Genomic DNA, 22,204 nt, shown 5'->3' with positions numbered 1-22,204 from the left:
TCAGCGGGCGGGCGGCGGTGCGGCTCCCCGGTCGGCGGTCTCGGCCTGAATATCGGGGTTGGCTTGGGTGTTGGGCTTGGCCTGGTCGTCGGCGCCGGCCCGCTCGACGGCCTCAGCCTGGACGTCTGCCTGGGCCGCGGTCGTTTCGAACGCGTCCGCGACGTCGGTGGCGTCCGCGGCATCCGCGGCGTCCGTGGCGTCCGTGGCGTCGAGAGAGGTCAGCACCTCGTCGAGCAGGCAGATGGCCTGCTCGGGGGTCAGGGCCGTGTTCTCGGCGCGCAGCTTGTCCACCGCGTCCTGGCCCAGCGCCTCGCTCGCGCGGGCCACGGTCGCACCGATGTCCCCGGCCACCAGGGGTGAGCGCGGCAGCCGACCGCGCCAGCCGTCGGCGGCGCCCAGCAGCCGCACGGCGAGCCGCTCCTGTCCGCATCGCGTCAGGAGCTCCGCCGCCGACTCCGCCTGATGGGCCAGCAGCAGCTCCATGCAGCTCGCCTCGAAGCCCTCGCGCAGAGTGTTCCGCAGCTTGCGCAGTCCGCCGACCAGATCGCCCTCCAGGCCGGTGATACGGCCGTCCAGGCCGCCGGCCACGACCCAGAATTGCGGCGGCGGCGTGCCACGCCCCGCTCGATCCCAAGCGGCGTCGCAATACGTCCTGGCCCGCCCCAGATCACCACGCAACAGCTCGGCCTCGCTGCGCACGATCTGGTTGAAGGCCCTCACGTCCTGGGTACCGCAGCGCTCCGCCGCCTCCTCGGAGCGCGCCACCAACGTCAGCGTGGCCTCCATGTCCCGCTCGTGGAGGGCGAGATCGGCGAGGCGGGTGTAGAGGAACGGCACCTCGGTGTGGGCGCCGAGCTCCTGCGCGAGCCGTAGTGCCTTCTCGTAGGCGGCCTTCGCCTCCGCGAACCGGCCGTGGTGGGTGGCGATCTCGCCGCGCGCGCCCTCCACCTGGGCGAGCAGCCAGCGATCGCCGACGCGGGCGGTCAGCTCGCGCAGCTCGGCCAGGTCGTCGTCCACGGTCTCGATGCCGCCCGGCATGTCGATGGCGAGGTGGGTGCGGTACATCAGCGTGATGCCGAGCGCCCAGTCGTCGCCGTGCGTGCGGCAGACGGCCACGGTCTGGTCCATGAGCGGCAGCATCCCGCCGATGAAGCCCTCGATGACGAAGGCCGTGAACGGCCACAGCAGACCAGGGAAGGACGCGCTACGGGGCCCTGGGTGGCCCGCGTAGGCGGCGCGCATGCGTATGGCGACGTCCCGGATCCTGGGGTCACTCAGATCCGGGCCGGTGCCCTGCTCCGCGAGCAGGACGAAGAGCATCAGCCGCAGGTCCATACGCTGCCAGTACCGGGTGGCTTCCTCGTCGACACCGTCCTCGCCGTCCGGAATCCGGTCCGGGATGTACGGGAACTGGTCAAGGGGATGGGCGCCGCCCGGTACCCGGTCCGCCTCGGCGTCCGTGCCGTGGGCGCGGGCCTGGAGAGCCAGGGCACGGCCGACCCAGGCGGCGCCCTCGTCCCGGTAGTTGCGCAGCCACCAGAACCAGGCCAAGGCGCGGATGAGCGCGAAGACGGTGTCCTCGTCCGCGATGGTCAGGGAGCGGTGCAACGCGGCCCGGATGTTGTCGAGGTCGGTCTCGACCAGGTGGAGCCAGGGCAGTTGTTCGGCGGAGCGCAGGCGGGGTTCGGCGGCGCGGATGAAGTCCCTGAAGTGGGCGGTGTGACGGGCCACGGCGGCCTTGTGGTCGGCACGGGCCGCCCGGTCCTCGGTGGCGCGCTTGCCGACGTACTCGTGGATCGTCTCCAGCATCCGGTAGCGGGGCTCCCCGCCGAGCGGCCCGGAGGACTCCGCCGCCGCACCGTGCGACGGATGGTCGACGATCAGAAGCGACTTGTCGACCAGCGCCCCGAGCAGTTCCAGCACCTCGGCGGGCGCGATCCTGGCGTGGGGGCGCGGATGAGAGCGCATAGGGGAGCGCGTCTCGTCGTACGCGACTGTGTCCCCCGGCTCCGGCGTGCTTGCCGTCGCGTCCGTAAGGGCGCCACGGGTGTCGACGCCATCCTCGAAGACGCCATCGCCGAAGACGCGATCCTCGTCCGTGTCGACCGTAAGGACGTTCTCACCGGGCGGGGCGTCCGCGCACACCGCCTCGGCCGCGGACAGGGTCCACCCGCCCGCGAAGACCGACGCACGGCGCAGCACGGTGCGCTCGCGCCCGTCGAGGAGGTCCCAGGACCACTCGACGACGGCCCGCAGGGTCTGCTGGCGGGGCAGCGCGGTTCTGCTGCCGCTGGTCAGCAGGCGGAAGCGATCGTCCAGCCGGTCCGCGATCTGGCGTGGGGTCAGCAGCCGCAGCCGTGCCGCGGCCAGCTCGATCGCCAGCGGCAGACCGTCCAGGCGGCGGCAGATCTCCGCAACCGCTGCAGCCGTCTCCGGGTCCGCCGCCGGGTCGAAGCCGGGCCTTACGGTGGCGGCGCGCTCGGCGAACAGCTGGTGGGCGGGGGCGGGCGCGAGCGGTTCCACCGGTCTGATGGTCTCGCCGGGCACCCCCAGCGGCTCCCTGCTGGTGGCGAGCACGGTCACACCGGGGCAGTGCGCGAGCAGGGTCTCGGTGAGCCGGGCCGCGGTGTCGATGACGTGCTCGCAGTTGTCGAGCAGGAGCAGCAGCCGGCGGTCGGCGCAGTACTCGACGAGCCGACTGGTCGGGTCTCCGCCGTCCGGGCCCGTGGTGCGGCTTTCGAGCCCGGAGGCGAGCAGCATGGTCGCGCGGCGGCCGACCGCGCTCAGGACGGCGCCGGGGACGGCGGAGGGGTGGTCGAGCGGGGCGAGTTCAGCCACCCAGACGCCGTCCGGATAGCCGGCCGTCACGGTCGCCGCGGCCTCCTCGGAGAGCCGGGTCTTGCCGGAGCCGCCGGGGCCGGTGAGGGTGACCAGGCGGGCGCCGTCCAGGTCCCGGAGGATGTCGCCGATCTCGTTCTGCCGGCCGACGAAGCTGTTGAGGCGGGCCCTGAGGTTGCTGTACGGCAGAGGCGGCACGGCGGTGCCCGAGCCCGCCTCCCTGCCGTCGGCGCCCCGGCTTCGGGCCGCGCCGCCGGTTTCTCCGCTCCCAGCCGGGCCGTCGAACGCGTTCCTGGCCGGGCCGTCGAACGCGCCCGTGGACGGGCCGTCGTCCCGGCCCTCGGTCATCCACCTGGGCGCGCTGTCGCCCCGGCCGTCGAACGCCCACCCAGCCCCGCTGTCGGCCCGGGCCCTGCCCCCACCACTCCCCCCATGGCCGTCGGCCTCCGACGCCACGGCCTGCGCGGTGGGCGCGCCGCCGCGCGCGGCGTCCGGATCCCCTGGGGCCGGCTCGGCGTTCGTCACCAGCAGCCGTCTGTGGAGCTCCTTCAGCTCCGCTCCCGGGTCGGTGCCGAGGCGGTCGGCGAGGATCCGGCGGACGTTCTCGTACGCGGCGAGGGCGTCGGCGGAGTGGCCGGCCGCCCGCAGCGCGCGGATCAGCTGGGCGTGGAACGTTTCGTCGAGCGGATGGTCCGCGACGAGCTGGCGCAGCTCCGGTATGACGTCCGTAGGGCGGTCGAGCGCGAGATCGGCGTCGATCCGGCGGTGCAGCGCGGTCAGCCGGAGCGCCTCGGGGCGGGCGGCGGGCGCGTCCCGGTCCGGCAGGTCGGCAAGGGCCGGGCCGCGCCACAGGGCGAGCGCCTTACGGAGGGTGGCGGCGGCCGTCCCGGGGTCGTCGGCGTCCAGGGCGCGGATGCCCTCGTTCGTCAGCCGCTCGAAGCGGAGCAGGTCGACGTCGTCCTGGGGGGTGGTGGTCGCGAGACGGTAGCCGCCGGGTGAAGAGACGACGGCGTCCCGGCCGATGGTCCGGCGCAGTCGGCCGACGAGCGCCTGGAGCGCGGCGGGCGCGTCATGCGGAGGGTCGTCGGCCCACACCGCGTCGATCAGGACGTCGACGGAGACCGGGGCGGAGCGAGCGGCCCGTACGGCGAGCGCGGCGAGCAGCGCGCGGATCCGGGGGCCGCCGAGGGGGAGCGGGTCGCCGTGGTCGTCGCGCGCTTCGGTGGTGCCGAGGATCAGATACCGCACAGGCGCCATTCTCCTAGGTTGCCGGTTGCCGCTGGGCAGATCGTGCGGCGCGGCCCCTTCGTCCCGTCCGCCGTGAGGGCTCGTCCGCCGTGAGGACTCGTCCGCCGCCGTCCGCCGTAAGGACGCCGGCTTCGTGCGCGGCGGGTCCGCGGCGGGCCCCGGCTCTCTGAGCGCCAGGTGCCATGCCCCGCGGGGCACCCGGGGCCGGGCGAGGTGTCACCAGGCGGCCTCGTGTCGCCTCGGTGCGGAAGCCGTCACAGGCTCGGGCGCGGCACCACTCCGCCCGCCACGGCCCGCTGCCGTGGCGCCGCCGTACCCGTCCAGCAGGTGCCCCGGCGGGCCAGCAGGCGCCGCAGCCAGACTTCGGTGGAGACGAGTTCGGCCAGGCCGTCCAGGGGCAGCCGCTCCCCTTGTGCGGCGGCGCGCAGGGCCTTACGGACGACACGGGCCTCGATCAGGCCCGCGTCCGCCAGCAGCGGCGCGTCGAAGAGGGTCATCAACTCGCCCGTCCAGGTGCGCATGCCGGTCCGTACGGCGGCGGTGTGGGCGGCGTGGGAGGTGGCTCCCCAACCGGGAGGAAGCTCCCGGATGCCCGCTCCGGCGAGCACCGTCCGCAGCACCGCGGCTCGCGCCCCCGGTTGCACCCGAAGCGCTTCGGGGAGCGCGCGGCAGGCCCGTACGACCTGGTTGTCGAGGAAGGGCGCGTGCAGGCGCTGGCTGCGGATCTCGGCGGCCTGCTCGAAGACGCGGTGGTCCGCGGCGTAACGGGCGAGGGCTGCGTCGGCGCGGCGCTCCCCGGGGCGGCGCATCAGCACGGGGCGCATGGCCGCCTCCTCCAGCCGGACGGACACCTCGGCGAGCGTCTCCCCGGTGAGCCAGCGGGCGGCGGGCCCCGGGCGGCACCACGTCAGGGCGGCGAGGGAGGCGGATACGGCGCCGGGGTCGCGTACGGCCTGGTCGTCGGCGAAGCGGCGCTCCAGCAGGCGTACCGCGGCGTCCTGGACGCCGTCGCGGTAGGAGGTGCGGGCCAGCCGTCGTGCGGCCCGGTAGACCGTGAAGGGCACGAAGAAGGACTGTGCGGAGGGGCCGTCGGCCTTCGCGAGCGCGGTGGCGGGGCGCAGCAGATGGCGTCTGCGCCGGTCGAGCAGCAGGTCGGCGAGGCGCGCGGGGTGGGCGTCGAGCACCTGGCGGGCGCCGTGCCCGATGAAGTGGTCGGCGCTGCCCGCGGCGAGCCGGCGCCGGTGGCGTTCGGCGATGACGAGGGAGGGGCCGGGCTCATCGGTAAGGGCGCCGGTGTCGAGGCCCGCGTACGGCAGGGCCTCCTCGCCCGCGGTGACGACCACATGGTGCAGCCGCGGATTGGCGGCGATGGCGCCGGCCCGTTCGAGTTCGGCCTCGCGGGTGCGGGCGCCACCCGCCGTGGCGAGGTCGTTGAAGGTGACGGCAAGGAGCCGCTCGCCCGCCTCGGTGCCGTGCCCGAAGAGGGTGCCGGGCATTCCGGGGAGCCCGGCGGCGAGCAGGGCGAGGGTGGCGGAGGCACTGCCGCCGGACAGATCGGCGCCGATGCCGGGGGCCGGAGCCCCGCGGGCGGCCCGCCGCTCGGCGGGCCCCATGCCGGGCACCGGACCGGGATCGAGGTCGTCGGTCTCGGGGGCGTGGCGCGGGGCCGTGAGCCGGGCCCGTACGGCCTCCACAAGGGCGTCCTGGACCGCGTCCACGGCCGTGCCCTGGTCGAGTGGGGGCGCGGCGACGGCGAGGGACGCGGTGGGCTCGTAGCCGGTGACGTCGCGGGCGCCGTCGCGCAGGATCAGCGCATGGCCCGGGGGCACGCGTCTGACACCCATATAGGGCGTGCCGTCGCCCATGGCCTCCGGGGAGTCGGGGCAGGCGAGCAGCGCGCCGAGGTGGCCGACGTCGAGTTGTGCCTCGATGAGGTCGGCGAGCGGAAGCGCGGCCGTGGCGTAGGCGGTGCCGCCGGCCCAGTCGGTGTGGAAGACGGGCCGGGCGCCCGCGAGGTCGCCGACGATGGTGATGCGGCGGCCGACCTGGGCGACGGCGGTGTAGCTGCCGGACCAGGCGGTCAGATGGCGCAGGGCACCGCCGCGTGCGGCGAACAGCCCCACCCGCAGCTCCTCGTCGGTGGCGCCGCAGCAGCCGAAGACGGCGAGGCGGGTGAAGGGATCGGTCTGGACGACGCGTACCTCATCGGGCCGCCAGTCGCCGACCGCCCACAGCGGATCGGGGTCGGACCACAGGAGTTGAGCGCCGACCGGCTGGATCGCACGGCCCTCCGGGGGGACCGGGCCGGATGCGGTACTGCTCCACCCCACCAACCACCGCATCGCCGCCTCCACAGGCTGTGGGCATCCAGGGCAACCAAGAAGTAGGTGCCATCATGCACAGCATGTTGACGGTTTCGGCATCGAACCGGACAACAACATGGATCTCCTGGATGTCCCGTGACCACAGATGACCGCAGAAATCGCAGAGTTGATCCCAGTAGGTGATCCTCCCAGGAAGGCATCCATTAAGGAGCCCACGAGGGAACCACAGCCGGTAGCGACCCACCGTTCCGCCGCGGCCCATGCTGCCACGACTGGGGCGCGCAAGAGCGCAAGGGCATCGACGCATATGCGGAGCGGCGCACAAGGGGCGCACGAAGGGGCGCGCGGAAAATGCGCCAACCCACGGACCATCTGAGGGACTTACCGTCCGCGCCGCGGCGTCCGCCGCACACCGGGGCATCCGCGGCATGTGATACGAGGCGCACCGCCCTGGGCGGAATCCGTGCGCGATCCGAGCGGAAGAGGGCTTCCCGCGTCGGGCCTCCCCCTCCCCGGCCCGACGCGGGAGCCCGGCCGTGATGGGCGATATTCAGCCAAGTTGCCGTGGCGCTCTCGATGGTCTTGCGGACGCCCTGCAAGTACTCGACTTCCGCCTCTCGCGCCTCCCGACACGACAGTCCGGGAGGCGGCATTCGCCTCCCGGACCGTTCCGCCACCCGCGGGGAATGAGGCGGCGGCGTCCCCCAGCCCACTGGATCCAGTACAGCGGGCCGACCCACGCAGGATCCATCGAAACGTCCCCGCCGCGACTGAGACAGAGCGCACACACGGGCGCACAGCCACACACACCGGGAGCACACGTCACGCCCCGCACGCCCGTTCGTACAAGAATCTCGCCATCCGGGACACCACCTCTTAACGGTCGGGATGCGGCGAACTACGCTGGGTTTACGAATGTCCCGCGCTCATGCCGGGGCGGCCGTCGGTGCTGTCGAGGGGTGCGCATGTCCAGGGAGCCACGCGGGCCGAACGAAAAGCTCGGCACCGTTCTCGCCCTCGCTGGGATCAGCAATGCCGGGCTCGCGCGCAGAGTCAACGACCTCGGCGCCCAGCGTGGCCTGACACTTCGCTACGACAAGACGTCCGTCGCGCGCTGGGTGTCCAAGGGCATGGTCCCCCAGGGGGCCGCGCCACACCTCATTGCGGCTGCGATCGGCAGCAAACTCGGCCGCCCCGTCCCCCTGCACGAAATCGGTCTGGCCGATGCCGATCCGGCCCCCGAGGTCGGTCTCGCCTTCCCGCGCGACATCGGCCAGGCCGTCCGCTCCGCGACCGAGCTCTACCGGCTGGATCTCGCGGGTCGGCGCGGCGGGGTCGGCATCTGGCAGAGCCTGGCCGGATCTTTCTCAGTAAGCGCGTACGCCACCCCGGCCTCACGCTGGCTCATATCTCCCGCCGACAGCTCGGTGGCCCGCGAACCCAAGGACGCCGAGGACGAGACCACCGCCGCGAGCACCACGGGCGGGGCGGCGCCGGACGCCTTACCGCTGCAGCGCGTCGGCCACAGTGACGTCACCAAGCTGCGCGAGGCCGCCGAGGACGCCCGCCGCTGGGACTCCAAGTACGGCGGCGGCGACTGGCGTTCCTCCATGGTTCCCGAGTGCCTCCGGGTGGACGCGGCGCCCCTGTTGCTCGGCTCGTACAGCGACGAGGTAGGCCGCTCCCTCTTCGGCGCCACTGCCGAACTGACCCGGCTCGCCGGGTGGATGGCCTTCGACACCGGCCAACAGGAGGCCGCACAGCGCTACTACATCCAAGCGCTGCGCCTCGCCCGCGCCGCGGCCGACGTCCCCCTGGGCGGCTATGTGCTGGCGTCGATGAGCCTGCAGGCCACCTACCGGGGCTTCGCCGACGAGGGCGTGGACCTGGCCCAGGCCGCCCTGGAGCGCAACCGCGGCCTGGCCACCGCCCGCACCATGAGTTTCTTCCGGCTCGTGGAGGCGCGCGCCCAGGCCAAGTCCGGGGACGGACCCGCCTGCGGGGCGGCCCTGAAGTCCTCCGAGGGCTGGCTGGAGCGCTCGCGGGCGGGCGACCCCGATCCGTCCTGGCTCGACTTCTACAGCCATGAGCGGTTCGCGGCCGACGCCGCCGAGTGCTATCGCGATCTCCGGCTGCCGCGCCAGGTGCGGCGCTTCACCGAGCAGGCGCTGGCCAGGCCGACGGAGGAGTTCGTACGGTCGCACGGGCTGCGGCTCGTGGTGTCCGCCGTCGCCGAACTGGAGTCCGGCAATCTGGACGCGGCCTGTGCGGCGGGCGCCCGTGCCGTGGAGGTGGCCAACCGGATCTCGTCCGCGCGCACGACGGAGTATGTGCGGGACCTGATGCGCCGCCTGGAGGCGTACCGCGACGAGCCGCGCGTCGCCGAGCTGCGCGAGCAGGCCCGGCCGCTGCTGGTGGCCCCGGCGTGAGCGGCCCTCGGCGTGGGAGGAGACGTGGCGGCCCAGGATGAAAGGCGTGGTCTGCCGGGGATGAGCGGTGAGGCGAGAGCTGCCCGGAATGCGCGATTCGGATATGCGTCACCCGGAATGCGCGACTCGATATGAATCGATCCATATGACCGGTGGACCTAGCCCGGACCCTAGTCATGGCATGGGTTTCGGGCCGTTGTCAGTGGTGCAGGTCATGATAGGGATCGACGGTCGGGCGACTGGACGGTGTGGCGCGTGGGGAGGTGACATGGCGTGACGGCGTTGGACTGCGACGTGCTGGTGATCGGGGGCGGGATCGTCGGCATGTCGACGGCGTATGCGATCACCCGCGCCGCGCCCGGCACCCGCGTGACCGTGCTCGAGAAGGAGGCGGGCCCGGCCCGCCACCAGACCGGGCGCAACAGCGGCGTGATCCACAGCGGCATCTACTACCGCCCGGGGTCGCTCAAGGCGCGGTTCGCGGTGCGCGGCGCCGCGGAGATGGTGAAGTTCTGCGCCGAATACGGCATTCCGCACGAGGTCACCGGCAAGCTCATCGTCGCCACGGAGCGCTCCGAGCTGCCGAGGCTCCACGGCCTCGTCCAGCGCGGCAGGGAGAACGGCATTCCGGTGCGCGAGCTGGGCCCCGCCCAGATCGCGGAGTACGAACCATGGGTGCGCGGCCTCGCCGCGATCCACGTCGGCACGACGGGCGTCTGCGACTTCGGCGCGGTGGCGGCCCGGCTGGCCCGGCTCGCCCAGGACGCGGGCGCCTCGGTGCGGTACGGGGCGCAGGTGCGCACCATCGGCCGCCGCCCCTCCGCGGTAGCGGTGCGCACGGGGGACGGCACGGTGCTGCGCGCGCGGGCCCTGGTCAACTGCGCGGGGCTGCACTGCGACCGCGTCGCCCGGCTGGCGGGCGACGACCCGGGCATGCGGATCGTGCCCTTCCGCGGTGAGTACTACGAGCTGGTGCCTTCCCGCGCCTCGCTGGTGAACGGTCTGGTGTACCCGGTGCCCGACCCGGCGTTCCCGTTCCTCGGCGTCCATCTGACCCGCGGCATCGACGGCGGCGTCCACATCGGGCCCAACGCGGTGCCGGCCCTCGCCCGCGAGGGATACGCCTGGCATACGGTGCGCCCGCAGGAGCTGGCCGGCACGCTGGCGTATCCGGGCTCCTGGCGGATCGCCCGCCGCCACTGGCGGTACGGGGCGGGTGAGCTGCGGCGCTCCCTGTCCAAGCGCGCCTTCACCGACGCCGTGCGCCGTCTGCTGCCCGATGTGACGGCCGACGACCTGATAGCGGCCCCGGCGGGCGTGCGCGCCCAGGCGGTGCTGCCGGACGGCACGCTGGTGGACGACTTCCTGATCTCTCAGTCGCCCCGGATCGTCCATGTGCTCAACGCCCCGTCGCCCGCGGCCACGGCCTCACTGCCGATCGGCCGGGAGGTCGCCCGCCGAGTGCTGGAGAGCCTTCGGGCGGGGTGAGGGGGCGGCTGGGGGCGGGGCACGAGCGGGCCCCGCCGCCGGGATACGGGCGAGCCTCGGCGTGAGGTACGGGCCGAGCTCGCGCCAAGAGGCACGGGTCCAGTCCCCGCCGAGAGGCACGGGCCGAGCCCCTCAGGCCACCCTCACCGAGGCCGCACGACCTGACCGTCCAGGGCCCGGCTGCCCATCGATCCGGCTGTCCATCGATCCGGCTGTCCATGGACCCGGCTGCCCGTCCCGCTGCCCCGACCCGCTGGGCGGTGACCGCCGGACCAGCCCCCGGTGCCCCGGCGCCCCACCCTGCCGCACCGGCCCCGCCGCCCTCCCCGGCTCCGCCCGTAGAATCGAAGCACTGTGTCCGAGAACCCCACCGCCCCCGATTCCCACGTGGAGCGTGCCCTGCCCGCCCCCCGTGACCGCAGCGAGCCGATGTTCCCCGGCGGTCCCGTGGCCGATCCGGCCGGCTCGCACCACGAGCGCCGCATCCGCTCCTTCCGCCCCCGCCGCGGCCGGGTGACCCCGGGCCAAGGCGAGGCGCTGCGCCGCCTGTGGCCACAGTGGGGCCTGGACATCGACGGGCTGAGCCGTATCGACCTCGGTGAGTTGTTCGCCACAGAGGCAGGCCCGCGCCCCGGCCTTCCCGTCGTCCTGGAGATCGGCTTCGGCATGGGTGAGGCCACGGCGCAGATGGCCGCCGCCGACCCCGGCACGGGCATCCTCGCCGCCGACGTCCACACTCCCGGCCAGGGCAATCTGCTCGCGCTCGCGGAGCGGAACGGCCTGGACACCATCCGGGTCGCGAACGGCGACGCGATCATCCTGCTCCGCGAGATGCTGGCCCCCGCATCGCTCTCCGGGCTGCGGGTCTTCTTCCCCGACCCCTGGCCCAAGAAGCGGCACCACAAGCGCCGCCTCATCCAGCCCGAGTTCATCGAGCTCGCCGCCACCCGGATGAAGCCCGGTGCGCTGCTGCACTGCGCGACCGACTGGGTGCCGTACGCGGAGCAGATGCTGGAGGTCCTCTCCGCGAGCCCCGCGTTCGACAACTCCCAGCCCGACGGCGGCTATGCCCCGCGCCCGGACTTCCGGCCGCTCACCAAGTTCGAGAGCCAGGGGCTGGACAAGGGACACCTCGTCCATGACCTGATCTTCCGCCGCAACGACACATAACGACCCCAAGGGGATGGGCATAAGCCCTGAGTCCCCTTCCCCCGTTCGTTAGGGTCGGTTGAGTGCATCAGTCCCCGCCCCCGCAAGAGCCGCCCGAACCACCGGTCACGCCGCCGCGCGAGGCTCCGTACGGAGCGCTGCCGGAGGCTCCGCGTGGCGCACCGCACGAGGCTCCGCACGGAGCGCCGTACGAGGCACCCCAGGGCGGCGGCCAGAACGCGGCACCGCAGGCCGGGCCGTACGAGGCGGCGCACAGCACACCGCACGGCGGCACACCGCAGGACGCAGCACCGCACGGCGCAGCACCGCACGGCACTCCCTACGGCGCTCCTTACGGTGACCAGCACCCGTGGTTCGGCACCGGCGCCGCACCGACGGGCTGGCCGCATGCGCCCCGCCAGGGCCTGTGGGGGCCGGGAGGCCGTCTCGCCCGCGTCTGGCACAACAAGGCGCTGCGGGCCACCGCGCTCGCCGGTCTGCTCTCGCTCTCCGGCCTGATCATCCTGGCGCTGGTGCGCGAACAGACAGGCACCAAGGGCTTCCTGGTGGGGCTCGGCCTCGCCGTGCTCCCCGTGCCTCTGATCATCGCGGTCTTCCGGTGGCTGGACCGCGTCGACCCCAAGCCCTGGCGAAACCTTGTGTTCGCCTTCGCCTGGGGAGCGTGCGCCGCGACACTGGTCGCGCTGATCGCCAACGGCTTCGCCACCGAGTGGCTCATGACCACCGTGGACTCCTCGTCCCCCATCGGCCAGGCCGACGCCGACACCTGGGGCGCCACCTTCATCGCGCCGTTCGTGGAGGAGAGCGCCAAGGCGGCCGCCGTCCTGCTGCTCTTCCTCTTCCGCCGCCGCGACTTCAACGGGCTGGTCGACGGGGTCGTCGTCGCCGGAATCACCGCCACCGGTTTCGCCTTCACCGAGAACATCCTCTATCTCGGCTCGGCCTTCGTCAGCGACCAGACGCTCGGCTACTCCGGCATCCGGTCGACCACGGCCGCGACCTTCTTCATCCGCGCCGTGATGTCCCCCTTCGCGCACCCCCTCTTCACCGCGATGACGGGGGTGGGTTTCGGCATAGCCGCCGCGGCGGCACGGCACCAGCGCGTCCGCCGCGTCCTCATACCGATCGTGATGCTGCTGACCGCGATGGTCCTGCACGGCGTGTGGAACGGTTCGGCGACCCTCGGCGGCTACGGCTTCCTCATCGTCTACGCCCTGTTCATGGTCCCCATGTTCGGGCTGCTGACCTGGCTGACGCTCTGGTCCCGCACCAAGGAACTGCGCACCATACGAGAGCAGCTCGCCGCCTACCAGGCCGCCGGCTGGTTCACCCCGCCCGAGCCCCTCGCCCTGTCCTCGATGCGCGCCCGCGGCATCGCCCGCGACCTCGCCCGCCGCACCCATGGCGCGGCGGCGGCCCGTACGGTCGGCGAGTACACCGCCTTCGCGACCTCACTCGCCTTCCTCCGCCGCCGCGCGTACCGCGGCACGGCCGGCCCGGACTTCACCACCCGCGAGAGGGAACTGCTGGACCGTCTGTGGGAGCGGCGGGAGACCGCCCAGCCCGCCCTGGCCCACGCGGCGCTGTCCGTGCCGCTCCCCCGGCCCCGCCAGGCACCCCGGCCGGCCCCGGGCACGATGCCCGCACCGTTCTGGCCCGCCGGGCCGTACGGCGGCGGGTACGCGTATGACTACGGAACCGGTCAGAGCTACGGCTACGGCGGGCCCGGGTCCGGTTACGGGTACGGCTACGCGGCGCAGCCGCAATACGGGGCCCAGCCGACCTACGCGCCGTGGGGCGCCCCTCCGCCGCAGGGCCCGCAGCAGCCGCGCACCCCACAGCCGCCCGCGAACTCGGCGACGCCCCACACCTCCCCCGTCCCCTACGGACCCGGCGGACCCGAAAGTCGTCTGTAACCTCCCGCCCCTTTCGGACGTGTTCCTACATAGAAGCGGGGAGCACGTGGGGGCGCGGGGGATTCATGTCAGAACCATCAGCTTCATCAACACCATCCGATTTCGACCAGTTCTATACGGCTACGGCGAAGCGGCTCGTGGCTGCGGTCTATGCGGCGACGGGCGATCTCGCCGAGGCCGAGGACGCGGTGCAGGAGGCGTATGCCCGGGCGTGGCAGCGCTGGGACCGGCTGACCGCCGAGGGCGATCCCACCCCCTGGGTCCGCACCGTCGCCCTGCGCCTCGCCGTCAGCTCCTGGCGCCGCGCCCGTAACCGCATGCGGGCCCACTTCCGCCATGGCCCGCCCCCCGATCTGCCCGATCTCGCCCCGGACCGGGTAGCGCTGATCCATGCCCTGCGCGGACTGAAGCCCGAGCAGCGTACGGCCGTGGTCCTGCACCACCTTCTCGATCTGCCCATTGAGCAGGTGGCCCGGGAGACGGGCGTCTCCTCCGGCGCCGTGCGCACCCGGCTCAGCCGTGCCCGCAAGGCACTCGGCTCCCATCTCGCCGACACCGACACCGACACCGACACCGACACCTTCGCCAACGCTGACGCTGGCGCCAAGGCGCCGGCGCCCCATCCGCCCACGTGCCACCCGAAGGGGGTGCCCTCCCATGGCTGATCTGGACGAGCGTCTGCGCGATATCGCCCGAGGCGTCGAGCCCTCCATACGTCTGGCGGGCCCGGAAGCCGTGCGGGCGCGGGGCCGTCGGCGCCGCGCCCGGCAGCGCACGGCGATCACCGCCGCGGCCGTCCTCGCGGTGGCCGCCGTGACCGCGGGCTCCTGGCGGCTGCTGCCGGGCGACGACTCCTCCCGTACGCTCCCGGCGGCCCCACCCGCCCCGCAAACGGACCGTGTCCCCGGGGCGCAGATCCCCACGGGCGCCCTCCTTCGGCCCTCGGCTCTGCCGTTCGACGCGATGATGCGCTGGAAGACGGTCGACGACACCATCGGCTCCGCCGACGATGGCCGGGCACCGCTGCTCGACCTCTCCCCCAGCTGCCGCCTCGACGGCCCGCGCCCCCTCGCCCAGCGCACCCGCGACTACCAGGGCCGCACGGCGGAGCAGGCGCGCCACACCATCAACGCCTATGCGAGCGACGGCGAGGCCGCGAAGGTCTTCACCTCCCTCGAGGAGACGCTGAAGGACCACTGTGCCCGCCCCAAGACGATGGACGCACCGTCGTCGAGCGAGACCGCGGTCGGCCAGCCGACCACCATGACCTACGGCTGGCACTCGCCCCGCGCACCGCATGACGCCCAGGTCGTCCTGATGCGCTCGGGCACTCGGGTCGCGGTGCTGCAGGCCGAGGGCATCGGCACCCCACCCAGCGCCTACATCGACGGTCCCTCCGCCTACTGCGTATCGGTCGCGCTCTGGCGCCTCGATCCCACCGCCACCGCCTCCCCCGGCCCGTACCGGAACAACCCCGAGGAGGCGAAGAGGCGTTGCTGACCCGCTCCTCCCCTCCCATCGCCCCTCACGACTCCCGCAAGAGGTCCTCTGTGCTGCTCTCCGTCCGTTCCCTGCGCACCCTCAGCACCCTCACGGTGCCCGCCATCGCCGTCGCCCTGCTCGCCGGCTGCCAGTCGGCGTCGAAAACCGCGTCGGTGGACCCGGCGGACGCCAAGCCCACCCGGATCACGATCACCCCAAGCAGTGACACGGCGGCGATAGCCCCCGACGCCACGGTCAAGGTGACCGCCTCCCATGGCACCCTCACCACGGTCCGCGTCGTCCCCGACGGCGCCGGTTCCCAGGCCGCCACGGTGACCGGCGCCCTCTCCCACTCCAAGAGCAGCTGGCGCTCCACCCGCACCATGACCCCGGGTACGACCTACACCGTCGAGGCCACGGCCACCAACGCCGCAGGCAAGTCCGCCGTCCAGCACTCCACCTTCCGCACCCGCGCCGCCCAGCAGACCAACGGCGTCACGGTCACCCCGTCCAAGGGCTCCACCGTCGGCATAGGCCAGCCGGTCTCCCTGGCCTTCGACCACCCGGTGCAGAACAAGGCAGCGGTGGAACGCACGCTCTCCGTCTCCACCAGCCCCAAGACCGAAGGCTCCTGGGGCTGGACCAAGGACCCCCTCACCGGCATCGAGCGCGTCGACTGGCGCCCCAAGACCTACTGGCACAAGGACACCAAGGTCACCCTCCGAGCCCACCTCAGCGGCGTGAACACCGGCGACTCCCGCTACCTCCGCCGCGATGTCTCGACGACCTTCACCATCGGCACGCCCCGGATCTCCAAGGTCGACATCAAGAAGCACACGATGACCGTCTACGAGGACGGCCAGAAGCAGAAGACCATCCCCATATCCGCCGGCCAGCCGTCCTACCCCACCTGGAACGGCACCCTGGTCGTCCTCGACAAGGCCCCCATGGTCAATATGACCAGCGAGTCCGTGGGCATAGCCGACCCCTACAACAAAGACGTCCCCTGGGCCGTCCACCTCACCACCTCGGGCACCTACGCCCACGCCGCCCCCTGGAACGAGGGCCTCGGCTACTTCGGCCAGTCCAACCAGAGCCACGGCTGCGTCGGCATGTCCCTCGCCGACGGCAAGTGGTTCTACGACCGCGCCACCCGAGGCGACATCGTCGAGATCACCGGCTCCACCCGCGCCACGGTCTCCACGGGCAACGGCTTCGGCGACTGGAACCTCCCCTACCCGTCCTGGCAAAAGCTCAGCGCCCTGCGCTGAGTCTGCCCCTCGTGCTGTGAGGGCCGCCCCGGCATGCCGTGGGGGCGGCCCTCCCCGCATTAATACGCTTATAGGGCTAACCTCTGGGTCGACCATGATTCTTGGATCTTCGGGGACCCACGTTGGACATAGCGCCTGGCGAGCAGCGCAAGCGTACGGCGATACAAGACCTCTACGGTGGCAGTCGGCAGGGAGGAATCGCGCACTCGCGCAAGAGCCCTAACGTGCTCTTGTTCTCCAACCCTGGTCGAGGCCATCAGGTGGGCTACTTCGACGGCTGGGGAGCCGACGGCTGTTACCACTACACCGGAGAAGGTCAGACGGGCGATCAGAGGATGACCCGGGGTAACTTGGCCATCCTCCAACACGTGCAGGACGGGCGCGCCTTGCATCTGTTCGACTCAGTGGCCCGGGGAGTCGTGGCTTACATGGGGGAGTTCACTCTCGCCACGGATACCCCCTGGTACTACCGGGATGCGCCGGACAAGGCTGGCGAGACCCGCAGCGTGATCATGTTCCGCCTCAAGTCGATCGGTGCCGTGGAGCAGCTCGGTGAGGACCTCGCCTTCACCCCGTGCAGCGATGACGTCGTTGAGGACGTCGAGATCGAAAAGCACCAGACGGAACGCATGCTCGTCAGCTCGAAGACACAGGAGCGCGAGGCGGAGCGGCGCGAGGCACCGTTGGTCACCGCGTATCACGACTACTTGCTAGAACGTGGCCACACCGTCACGCGCAAGAAGATCATCCCGGCCGGGGAGGTCAGAGCCCTCTACACCGATCTCTTCGACACCACCGACCACATCTTGATCGAGGCCAAGGGCAGCGTGGCTCGTGAAGCGGTCCGTATGGCCATAGGGCAGCTCTATGACTACCGCCGCTACATCACGCCCACACCGGCCCTGGCCGTACTGCTGCCCGCGCGCCCACGACAGGACCTGATCGACCTGTGCAACGTGTCGGGGGCAAGGGTGATCTGGCCCAACGGCCCAGCGTTCGAGGTCGGGTAATCGGGCTACTCGCCCAACACCCCTACGCTCCTGCGCCCCATCCAGTCCAGGTCCGGTGTCAGAGGCGATTGGTACAACAGCAACACCACCCAGCCGACATCGAGGAGAGCTGCCCATGGCCGATCAGCTTGCGGACCAGACGGGGCCGGTGCCTGGGCTGTATGAGCAGCTGATCACCTCTCGGATTGAGGAGCAGCTCAATGCCCTGGATGCCCGTGGGTGGAAGACGATCCGGGCGAAGGTGGGCGAGCACTCCTCGCCTCATGTGCTCGCCCGTCACATCGGCGAGACCGTCCGCCAGATCTTCATCTCGCTCACAACCGAAGAGCAGGTCGTTGCGGCGAATCACATCCTCGAGTCGATCAGCACCCTCGACGGGGCCAAGCAATGGGTGGACCTCGTCGCGGACGGGCCCCGTCAGCTGACGGCCATTGCCGAGCAGGAAGCGCCGGGCGTGTACAGCATTCGACCAGCCACGCCGCTGTCCGAGACGGCGCTCATCACCAACGCACCCGAGGACCCGAACCTTGGGTTCGAGTTGAGGGCTGAGCTGGCGACGGCCGACCGTGTCGATCTGCTCTGCGCGTTTGTGAAGTGGCATGGTCTGCGCGTACTGGAAGAGTCGCTCAAGGCGGCCCGCGATCGTGGAGTGCCGATCCGCGTCATCACGACCACCTACATCGGCGCTACGGAGCGACGCGCGCTGGACCGCCTCGTGACGGAGTTCAACGCCGAGGTCAAGGTCAACTATGAGTCACGGTCCACGCGCCTCCATGCAAAGGCATGGCTGTTTCGACGTCACAGCGGCTATGACACCGCCTATGTGGGCAGTTCCAACCTCTCCAAGACGGCGCTTCTCGATGGCTTGGAGTGGAACGTGCGGCTGTCATCCGTAGCGACGCCACCGGTGTTGCGGAAGTTCGAGGCGACATTCGACTCGTACTGGGCCGAGCCCGCCTTTGAGACCTACGATCCCGAGCGCGATGCCTCCCGGTTGGACGAGGCCCTAACGCTGGCCAGCGGTAAGCAGAAGAGCGATACCCACGCCATCAGCCTGTCCGGTCTTGAAGTACGCCCGTACCCCCATCAGCAAGACATGCTAGAACGACTCCGCGTCGAGCGTGACATCCACAGCCGACACCGGAACTTGCTCGTCGCAGCGACCGGTACCGGCAAGACGGTTATGGCAGCACTCGACTACAAGGCGCTGAAGCACGCCCATCAAGGGCGGGCCCTCAGCCTCCTCTTCGTGGCCCATCGGCAGGAGATCCTCAAGCAATCGCTGCGCACCTACCAGGAAGTGCTCGACGATGCGAACTTCGGCGAGCTGCTCGTCGGAGGAGAGGTACCAACGGGCTGGACGCATGTCTTCGCCAGCGTTCAATCCCTCAACGCCCGGGCCCTCGAAGAGCTCGCTCCCGACCACTTCGATGTGGTGGTCATCGATGAATTCCACCATGGCGTTTCCCCAACTTATCGGCGCATCATCGACCACTTCAAGCCTCTTGAGCTTCTTGGCCTGACCGCCACACCTGAGCGGATGGATGGCAGGAACGTCCAGGAAGAATTCTTCGATGGCCGTTTCGCGGCCGAGATGCGGCTATGGGAAGCGCTGGAGAACGATCTCCTCAGTCCGTTCCACTACTTCGGTATCGCGGACAACACCGATCTCGAAGGGATCACCTGGAAACAAGGCTCCTACGTCGCCAGTGAGCTCAGCCAGCTCTACACCGGCAACCATGCTCGAGCTCGGCTCATCGTCAAGGCCGTCCAGGAGAAGGTCACCGACCCGGGGACCATGAAAGCGCTCGGCTTCTGCGTCACCGTGGCACACGCCCACTTCATGGCTGACTTCTTCCGTCGAGCGGGTGTCAATGCCAAGGCCCTCGACGGTTCCACTCCTGCTGCCGAACGCGCCCAGGCCCTGAGAGATCTCCGTGACGGCACGGTACAGATTCTCTTTTCCGTCGACCTATTCAACGAGGGGCTGGACGTTCCGGATGTGGACACCCTTCTCTTGCTCCGCCCCACCTCCAGCGCCACGGTCTTCCTCCAGCAGCTTGGCCGAGGGCTTCGGCGTACGCCGGACAAGCCGGTCCTCACCGTGCTCGACTTCATCGGCCAGCACCGTAAGGAGTTCCGATTCGAAGAGCAGTTCCGTGCGCTGACGAACTTCACCCGTCATCGGCTGACCGAGCACATGCAGCGGGATTTTCCTCAGCTCCCTTCTGGCTGCCAGATCATCCTGGACCGCAAGTCCAAGGAGCGGATCCTGGATAACATCAGGAGCCAGATCAACGTCAACGTGAGGCAGTTGGCGCAGGAGGTGGCGGCATACGCCGAGCCGCGACTCGACGCCTACCTTCAAGAGAGCCGCCGCGAGCTCAAAGAGCTCTATCGGGCCAACAACTCATGGACGGGTCTGCTGAGGCGAGCCAATCTCCTCACCGGCGAGCCGCCCGAAGGGGAGGCCGCCCTCCTCAAGCGCGTCTCCGCATTTCTCCATGTCAGTGACCCACAGCGAGTGAATGCCTACCGTCGGATGCTGGACGATGACGCCCCCGGGTACGACTCGCTCGACGCATCAGGGCAGGCGTACGCACGGATGCTCTTCTTCTCCTTGTGGCCTCTAGGCGGTGGGTTCAGCAACTATGTCGATGGCTTCCAGTCGTTGCGCCAGCAGAGCGCCTTTCGGAGTGAACTGCGCCAGGTGCTGACGTACAACCTGGAGCACACCGACCACTACCCCATCCCGCTCTTGGGCGAGCACAGTGGCGTACCACTGGCCATCCACTCCTCGTACAGTCGGGAGGAGATCCTGCCCGCCCTCGGGCAGGCAGAGGTAGGCGGCTTCGTGCCGGGGAATTTCCGCGAGGGCGTGAAGTGGTGCGAAGGCATCCAGACGGATGCGCTGCTCATCACGCTCGAGAAGGACGATAAGGACTTCTCGCCGCAGACCCGGTACAAGGACTTCGCTATGGGCCCAGACCGCTTCCACTGGGAATCGCAGAACCAAACATCTGATTCCTCTCCCACGGGGCAGCGCTACCAGCACCACACGAAACGGGGATCCCACGTGCTGCTCTTCGTGCGGCGCTACAAGAAGACGGACATAGGAGGGCCCCAGCCCTGGATGCTGATCGGCCCTGCCGAATACGAATCCCACAAGGGCAGCAAGCCCATGGGCATTGTCTGGCGACTCCAGCATGAGCTGCCCGCCGATGTCTGGACCTACTCGGCCATTGCAGCGGGGTAGGTCAATCGGCTGCGTGCAGATCTGCCTCGAAGTGCGTTTGGGCCCGAACCAAGGCTGTATCTGGGTCCTGCCCATGGGCGCGAAACCAGTGGAGCAAGTCGGCAATCAATGTGATCGCCGCCTCTTCCCAGCTTGCCGGCCCTAGTCGAGTCGGAGAGCTCGACAGAGGTACCGACGGACCGTAAAGGGTGAGCAGGGCCTCTGCGCGATGCACTTGAGGGCTGTCTACATGAGTGTCGTTCCGCACGAGCTCAGTGGCGATCTCGCACCAGGTGATCTTGCCCTTCTCGGTCGGGATCACCCCCCAACGGTCTGCCATCGCCGTGACCAATGCCAAGCCTCGACCCGACTCGGATGCACTTGTTGCGCTGACCAACGTCGGCAACGTCTTGCCGTCGGGGTCGTGGACCTCAATGCGTACATGAGTGCCCTTCATGGCGACCACCAAGGTCGTCGGAGTACCGGTGCCGACGTGGGTAATGACGTTGGCGACGAGTTCGCTGACGCATGATCTGTGCCACCTCAACCAGGTGAGGCAGTCCCCATAGTGTCAAGTGTGTACGCACGATCCGGCAGGGCCGCGACTTCGCCGGGCTCCGCAAGGAAGGGAAGGTCCCATGCCTTCCTCGACATGCAGTGTTCGATGACCACGACTCAGCCTTTTCCGCTGGGCGACGCCACGCAATCACTCATCGCGATCACGCAATGGCCCTTCGCATGATCAACGTACGGATGGAGCGGCAGGTTCTCCTGACGAGCGCCAGCTCTCTCGACCTGTGGGCGATCCTTAATGAGAGCGTGCTGCAGCACACCATCGGCAACGCCAAGATCATGCTCAGTCAATTCGAACACTTGTTGAAAATGGCTGAGTTGAAGAACATCACGATCCAGGTGCTGCCGTTCGATGCTGGAACTTACCCCGCCGTCGGGGCATTCACCATCCTAGGTTTTCCGGACCAGGAGGACCCCGACATGGTGTACCGCGACGGCCTGACAGACGCGGTGTATCTGGAGCGTCCGGAAGAGATCGCTCTCTACGCCAAGGCGTTTGACAATCTACGTGCTCTGTCCTTGAGTCCTCAGCGGTCGAGTGACCTGATCAGACGAGCGGCACAAGGACTGTACTGATGACTGATATATCGCCTCTCCAATGGCGGAAGAGCAGCTACAGCAATGGCAGCGGAGGCAACTGCATAGAGATGGCCGAGCTGAAGTGCGGGGAGACCGCCGTGCGGGACTCCAAGGATCCGGGCGGGCCCGTGGTCGGGGTCTCGCACCGGGCGTGGGTGGACTTCGTGGGGGCCGTGCAGGACGGGCTGTTGGGCTGAGGTCCGTCTTCGTGGGTCTTGACCGTTCCGTCCGTGCGTCGACATGGCCGCCCTGCCCAGACGCCTTGCTGGGGACCGTGGCTGCGGACGATCATTCGGTGATGAGAGCCGAGGTGCGGGTATTCGTTGCCGATGGGCCGCTTCCCGATGAGGGGGCGAGTGGAGAAGAGATCGACAGGCGCGTCGAGCAGCTGGATGCGATCTCCGGGCCGGTCACGGCCCAGGAGGCCGGGGCTCTGGCCGATTGCTTCGGTCCGGACGATTGCCATGGCGTCGCCTGGACTCTGCTGCACCTCATCGAGACGGGCCCGAACCCCGTCCTCACCGTCAAGCCCGAGCCGGATGCCAATGAATGGCACGACCGTCTCTGGACGCGGGCCGCGAACGCGGGGCTCGTGGAGGGAGACTGACGGGCCGACGACGGTTCTCCGTGTCTGCTGCGTA

Annotated in this window: 15 protein-coding genes; 12 read left to right on the top strand and 3 right to left on the bottom strand. The window is 70.3% G+C overall.

All coding sequences use genetic code 11. The features are described 5' to 3' along the window. Together AS97_RS25260 and AS97_RS25255 are read right to left on the bottom strand one after the other, a co-directional pair. Complete coding sequence (locus tag AS97_RS25260; protein WP_210567281.1) at positions 1-4,086, bottom strand: BTAD domain-containing putative transcriptional regulator; 4,086 nt, start codon at positions 4,084-4,086, stop codon at positions 1-3. A 254-nt stretch (positions 4,087-4,340) separates the two neighbouring features. After that, complete coding sequence (locus AS97_RS25255) at positions 4,341-6,428, bottom strand: asparagine synthase-related protein (protein WP_086708695.1); 2,088 nt, start codon at positions 6,426-6,428, stop codon at positions 4,341-4,343. A 947-nt stretch (positions 6,429-7,375) separates the two neighbouring features. Between AS97_RS25255 and AS97_RS25250 the strand changes: the two genes are divergently transcribed. The 9 genes from AS97_RS25250 (at position 7,376) to AS97_RS25210 (ending at position 20,432) form a co-directional block, all read left to right on the top strand. After that, complete coding sequence (locus AS97_RS25250) at positions 7,376-8,839, top strand: hypothetical protein (RefSeq protein WP_059147617.1); 1,464 nt, start codon at positions 7,376-7,378, stop codon at positions 8,837-8,839. 273 nt (positions 8,840-9,112) lie between these two features. Beyond that, a complete protein-coding gene (lhgO, locus tag AS97_RS25245) occupies positions 9,113-10,327 on the top strand; it encodes an L-2-hydroxyglutarate oxidase (RefSeq protein ID WP_125759844.1) in 1,215 nt (404 codons plus the stop codon). Positions 10,328-10,756: 429 nt separating this feature from the next. Beyond that, complete coding sequence (trmB, locus tag AS97_RS25240) at positions 10,757-11,497, top strand: tRNA (guanosine(46)-N7)-methyltransferase TrmB (protein ID WP_244321412.1); 741 nt, start codon at positions 10,757-10,759, stop codon at positions 11,495-11,497. A 404-nt stretch (positions 11,498-11,901) separates the two neighbouring features. Then, entirely contained in the window at positions 11,902-13,413 is a 1,512-nt protein-coding gene (locus AS97_RS25235) for a PrsW family intramembrane metalloprotease (RefSeq protein WP_210567280.1), read from the top strand. 65 nt (positions 13,414-13,478) lie between these two features. Beyond that, complete coding sequence (locus tag AS97_RS25230; RefSeq protein WP_210565724.1) at positions 13,479-14,078, top strand: SigE family RNA polymerase sigma factor; 600 nt, start codon at positions 13,479-13,481, stop codon at positions 14,076-14,078. Further along, the gene (locus AS97_RS25225; protein WP_210565723.1) at positions 14,071-14,913 is read left to right on the top strand and encodes a hypothetical protein; all 843 of its coding nucleotides are present in this window, start codon (positions 14,071-14,073) and stop codon (positions 14,911-14,913) included. The genes AS97_RS25230 and AS97_RS25225 overlap by 8 nt, the downstream gene beginning before the upstream one ends. A 50-nt stretch (positions 14,914-14,963) precedes the next feature. After that, on the top strand, positions 14,964-16,166 hold the full coding sequence (locus AS97_RS25220; RefSeq protein WP_059147612.1) for an Ig-like domain-containing protein: 1,203 nt from the start codon (positions 14,964-14,966) through the stop codon (positions 16,164-16,166). A gap of 260 nt (positions 16,167-16,426) precedes the next feature. Then, on the top strand, positions 16,427-17,176 hold the full coding sequence (locus AS97_RS25215; protein ID WP_236670235.1) for a restriction endonuclease: 750 nt from the start codon (positions 16,427-16,429) through the stop codon (positions 17,174-17,176). 115 nt (positions 17,177-17,291) lie between these two features. Continuing rightward, positions 17,292-20,432 (top strand): DEAD/DEAH box helicase, encoded by a 3,141-nt coding sequence (locus AS97_RS25210; protein WP_210565722.1) that lies wholly within the window; start codon positions 17,292-17,294, stop codon positions 20,430-20,432. 1 nt (position 20,433) lies between these two features. Here the strand turns inward: AS97_RS25210 and AS97_RS25205 are convergent, their stop codons facing one another. Next, positions 20,434-20,880 carry an ATP-binding protein gene (locus AS97_RS25205; RefSeq protein WP_349017601.1) on the bottom strand — a complete coding sequence of 149 codons (447 nt, stop codon included), beginning with the start codon at positions 20,878-20,880 and terminating at the stop codon, positions 20,434-20,436. 188 nt (positions 20,881-21,068) lie between these two features. Here AS97_RS25205 and AS97_RS25200 point away from each other — a divergent pair, with 188 nt between their 5' ends. From AS97_RS25200 to AS97_RS25190, 3 genes are all read left to right on the top strand, one after another. After that, on the top strand, positions 21,069-21,560 hold the full coding sequence (locus AS97_RS25200) for a DUF5753 domain-containing protein (protein WP_282615689.1): 492 nt from the start codon (positions 21,069-21,071) through the stop codon (positions 21,558-21,560). Further along, positions 21,560-21,760: a DUF397 domain-containing protein gene (locus AS97_RS25195; RefSeq protein ID WP_210565721.1), complete on the top strand. Its 201-nt coding sequence runs from the start codon at positions 21,560-21,562 to the stop codon at positions 21,758-21,760. The genes AS97_RS25200 and AS97_RS25195 overlap by 1 nt, the downstream gene beginning before the upstream one ends. 77 nt (positions 21,761-21,837) lie before the next feature. Next, positions 21,838-22,170 carry a hypothetical protein gene (locus tag AS97_RS25190; protein WP_247204484.1) on the top strand — a complete coding sequence of 111 codons (333 nt, stop codon included), beginning with the start codon at positions 21,838-21,840 and terminating at the stop codon, positions 22,168-22,170. The last annotated feature ends 34 nt before the right edge of the window (positions 22,171-22,204 follow it).

The sequence above is a fragment of the Streptomyces sp. AgN23 genome (assembly GCF_001598115.1).
Classification (GTDB): Bacteria; Actinomycetota; Actinomycetes; order Streptomycetales; family Streptomycetaceae; genus Streptomyces; species Streptomyces antimycoticus.
Note: the sequence above shows the minus strand (reverse complement) of the source record. Positions and strands in the feature narration are given on the sequence as shown.

Excerpts from the sequence above, each read along its gene's own strand:
- AS97_RS25255 (WP_086708695.1), bottom strand. The coding sequence starts at position 6,428 with ATGCGGTGGTTGGTGGGGTGGAGCAGTACCGCATCCGGCCCGGTCCCC.
- AS97_RS25250 (WP_059147617.1), top strand. The coding sequence starts at position 7,376 with ATGTCCAGGGAGCCACGCGGGCCGAACGAAAAGCTCGGCACCGTTCTC.
- trmB (WP_244321412.1), top strand. The coding sequence starts at position 10,757 with ATGTTCCCCGGCGGTCCCGTGGCCGATCCGGCCGGCTCGCACCACGAG.
- AS97_RS25230 (WP_210565724.1), top strand. The coding sequence starts at position 13,479 with ATGTCAGAACCATCAGCTTCATCAACACCATCCGATTTCGACCAGTTC.
- AS97_RS25225 (WP_210565723.1), top strand. The coding sequence starts at position 14,071 with ATGGCTGATCTGGACGAGCGTCTGCGCGATATCGCCCGAGGCGTCGAG.
- AS97_RS25210 (WP_210565722.1), top strand. The coding sequence starts at position 17,292 with ATGGCCGATCAGCTTGCGGACCAGACGGGGCCGGTGCCTGGGCTGTAT.
- AS97_RS25195 (WP_210565721.1), top strand. The coding sequence starts at position 21,560 with ATGACTGATATATCGCCTCTCCAATGGCGGAAGAGCAGCTACAGCAAT.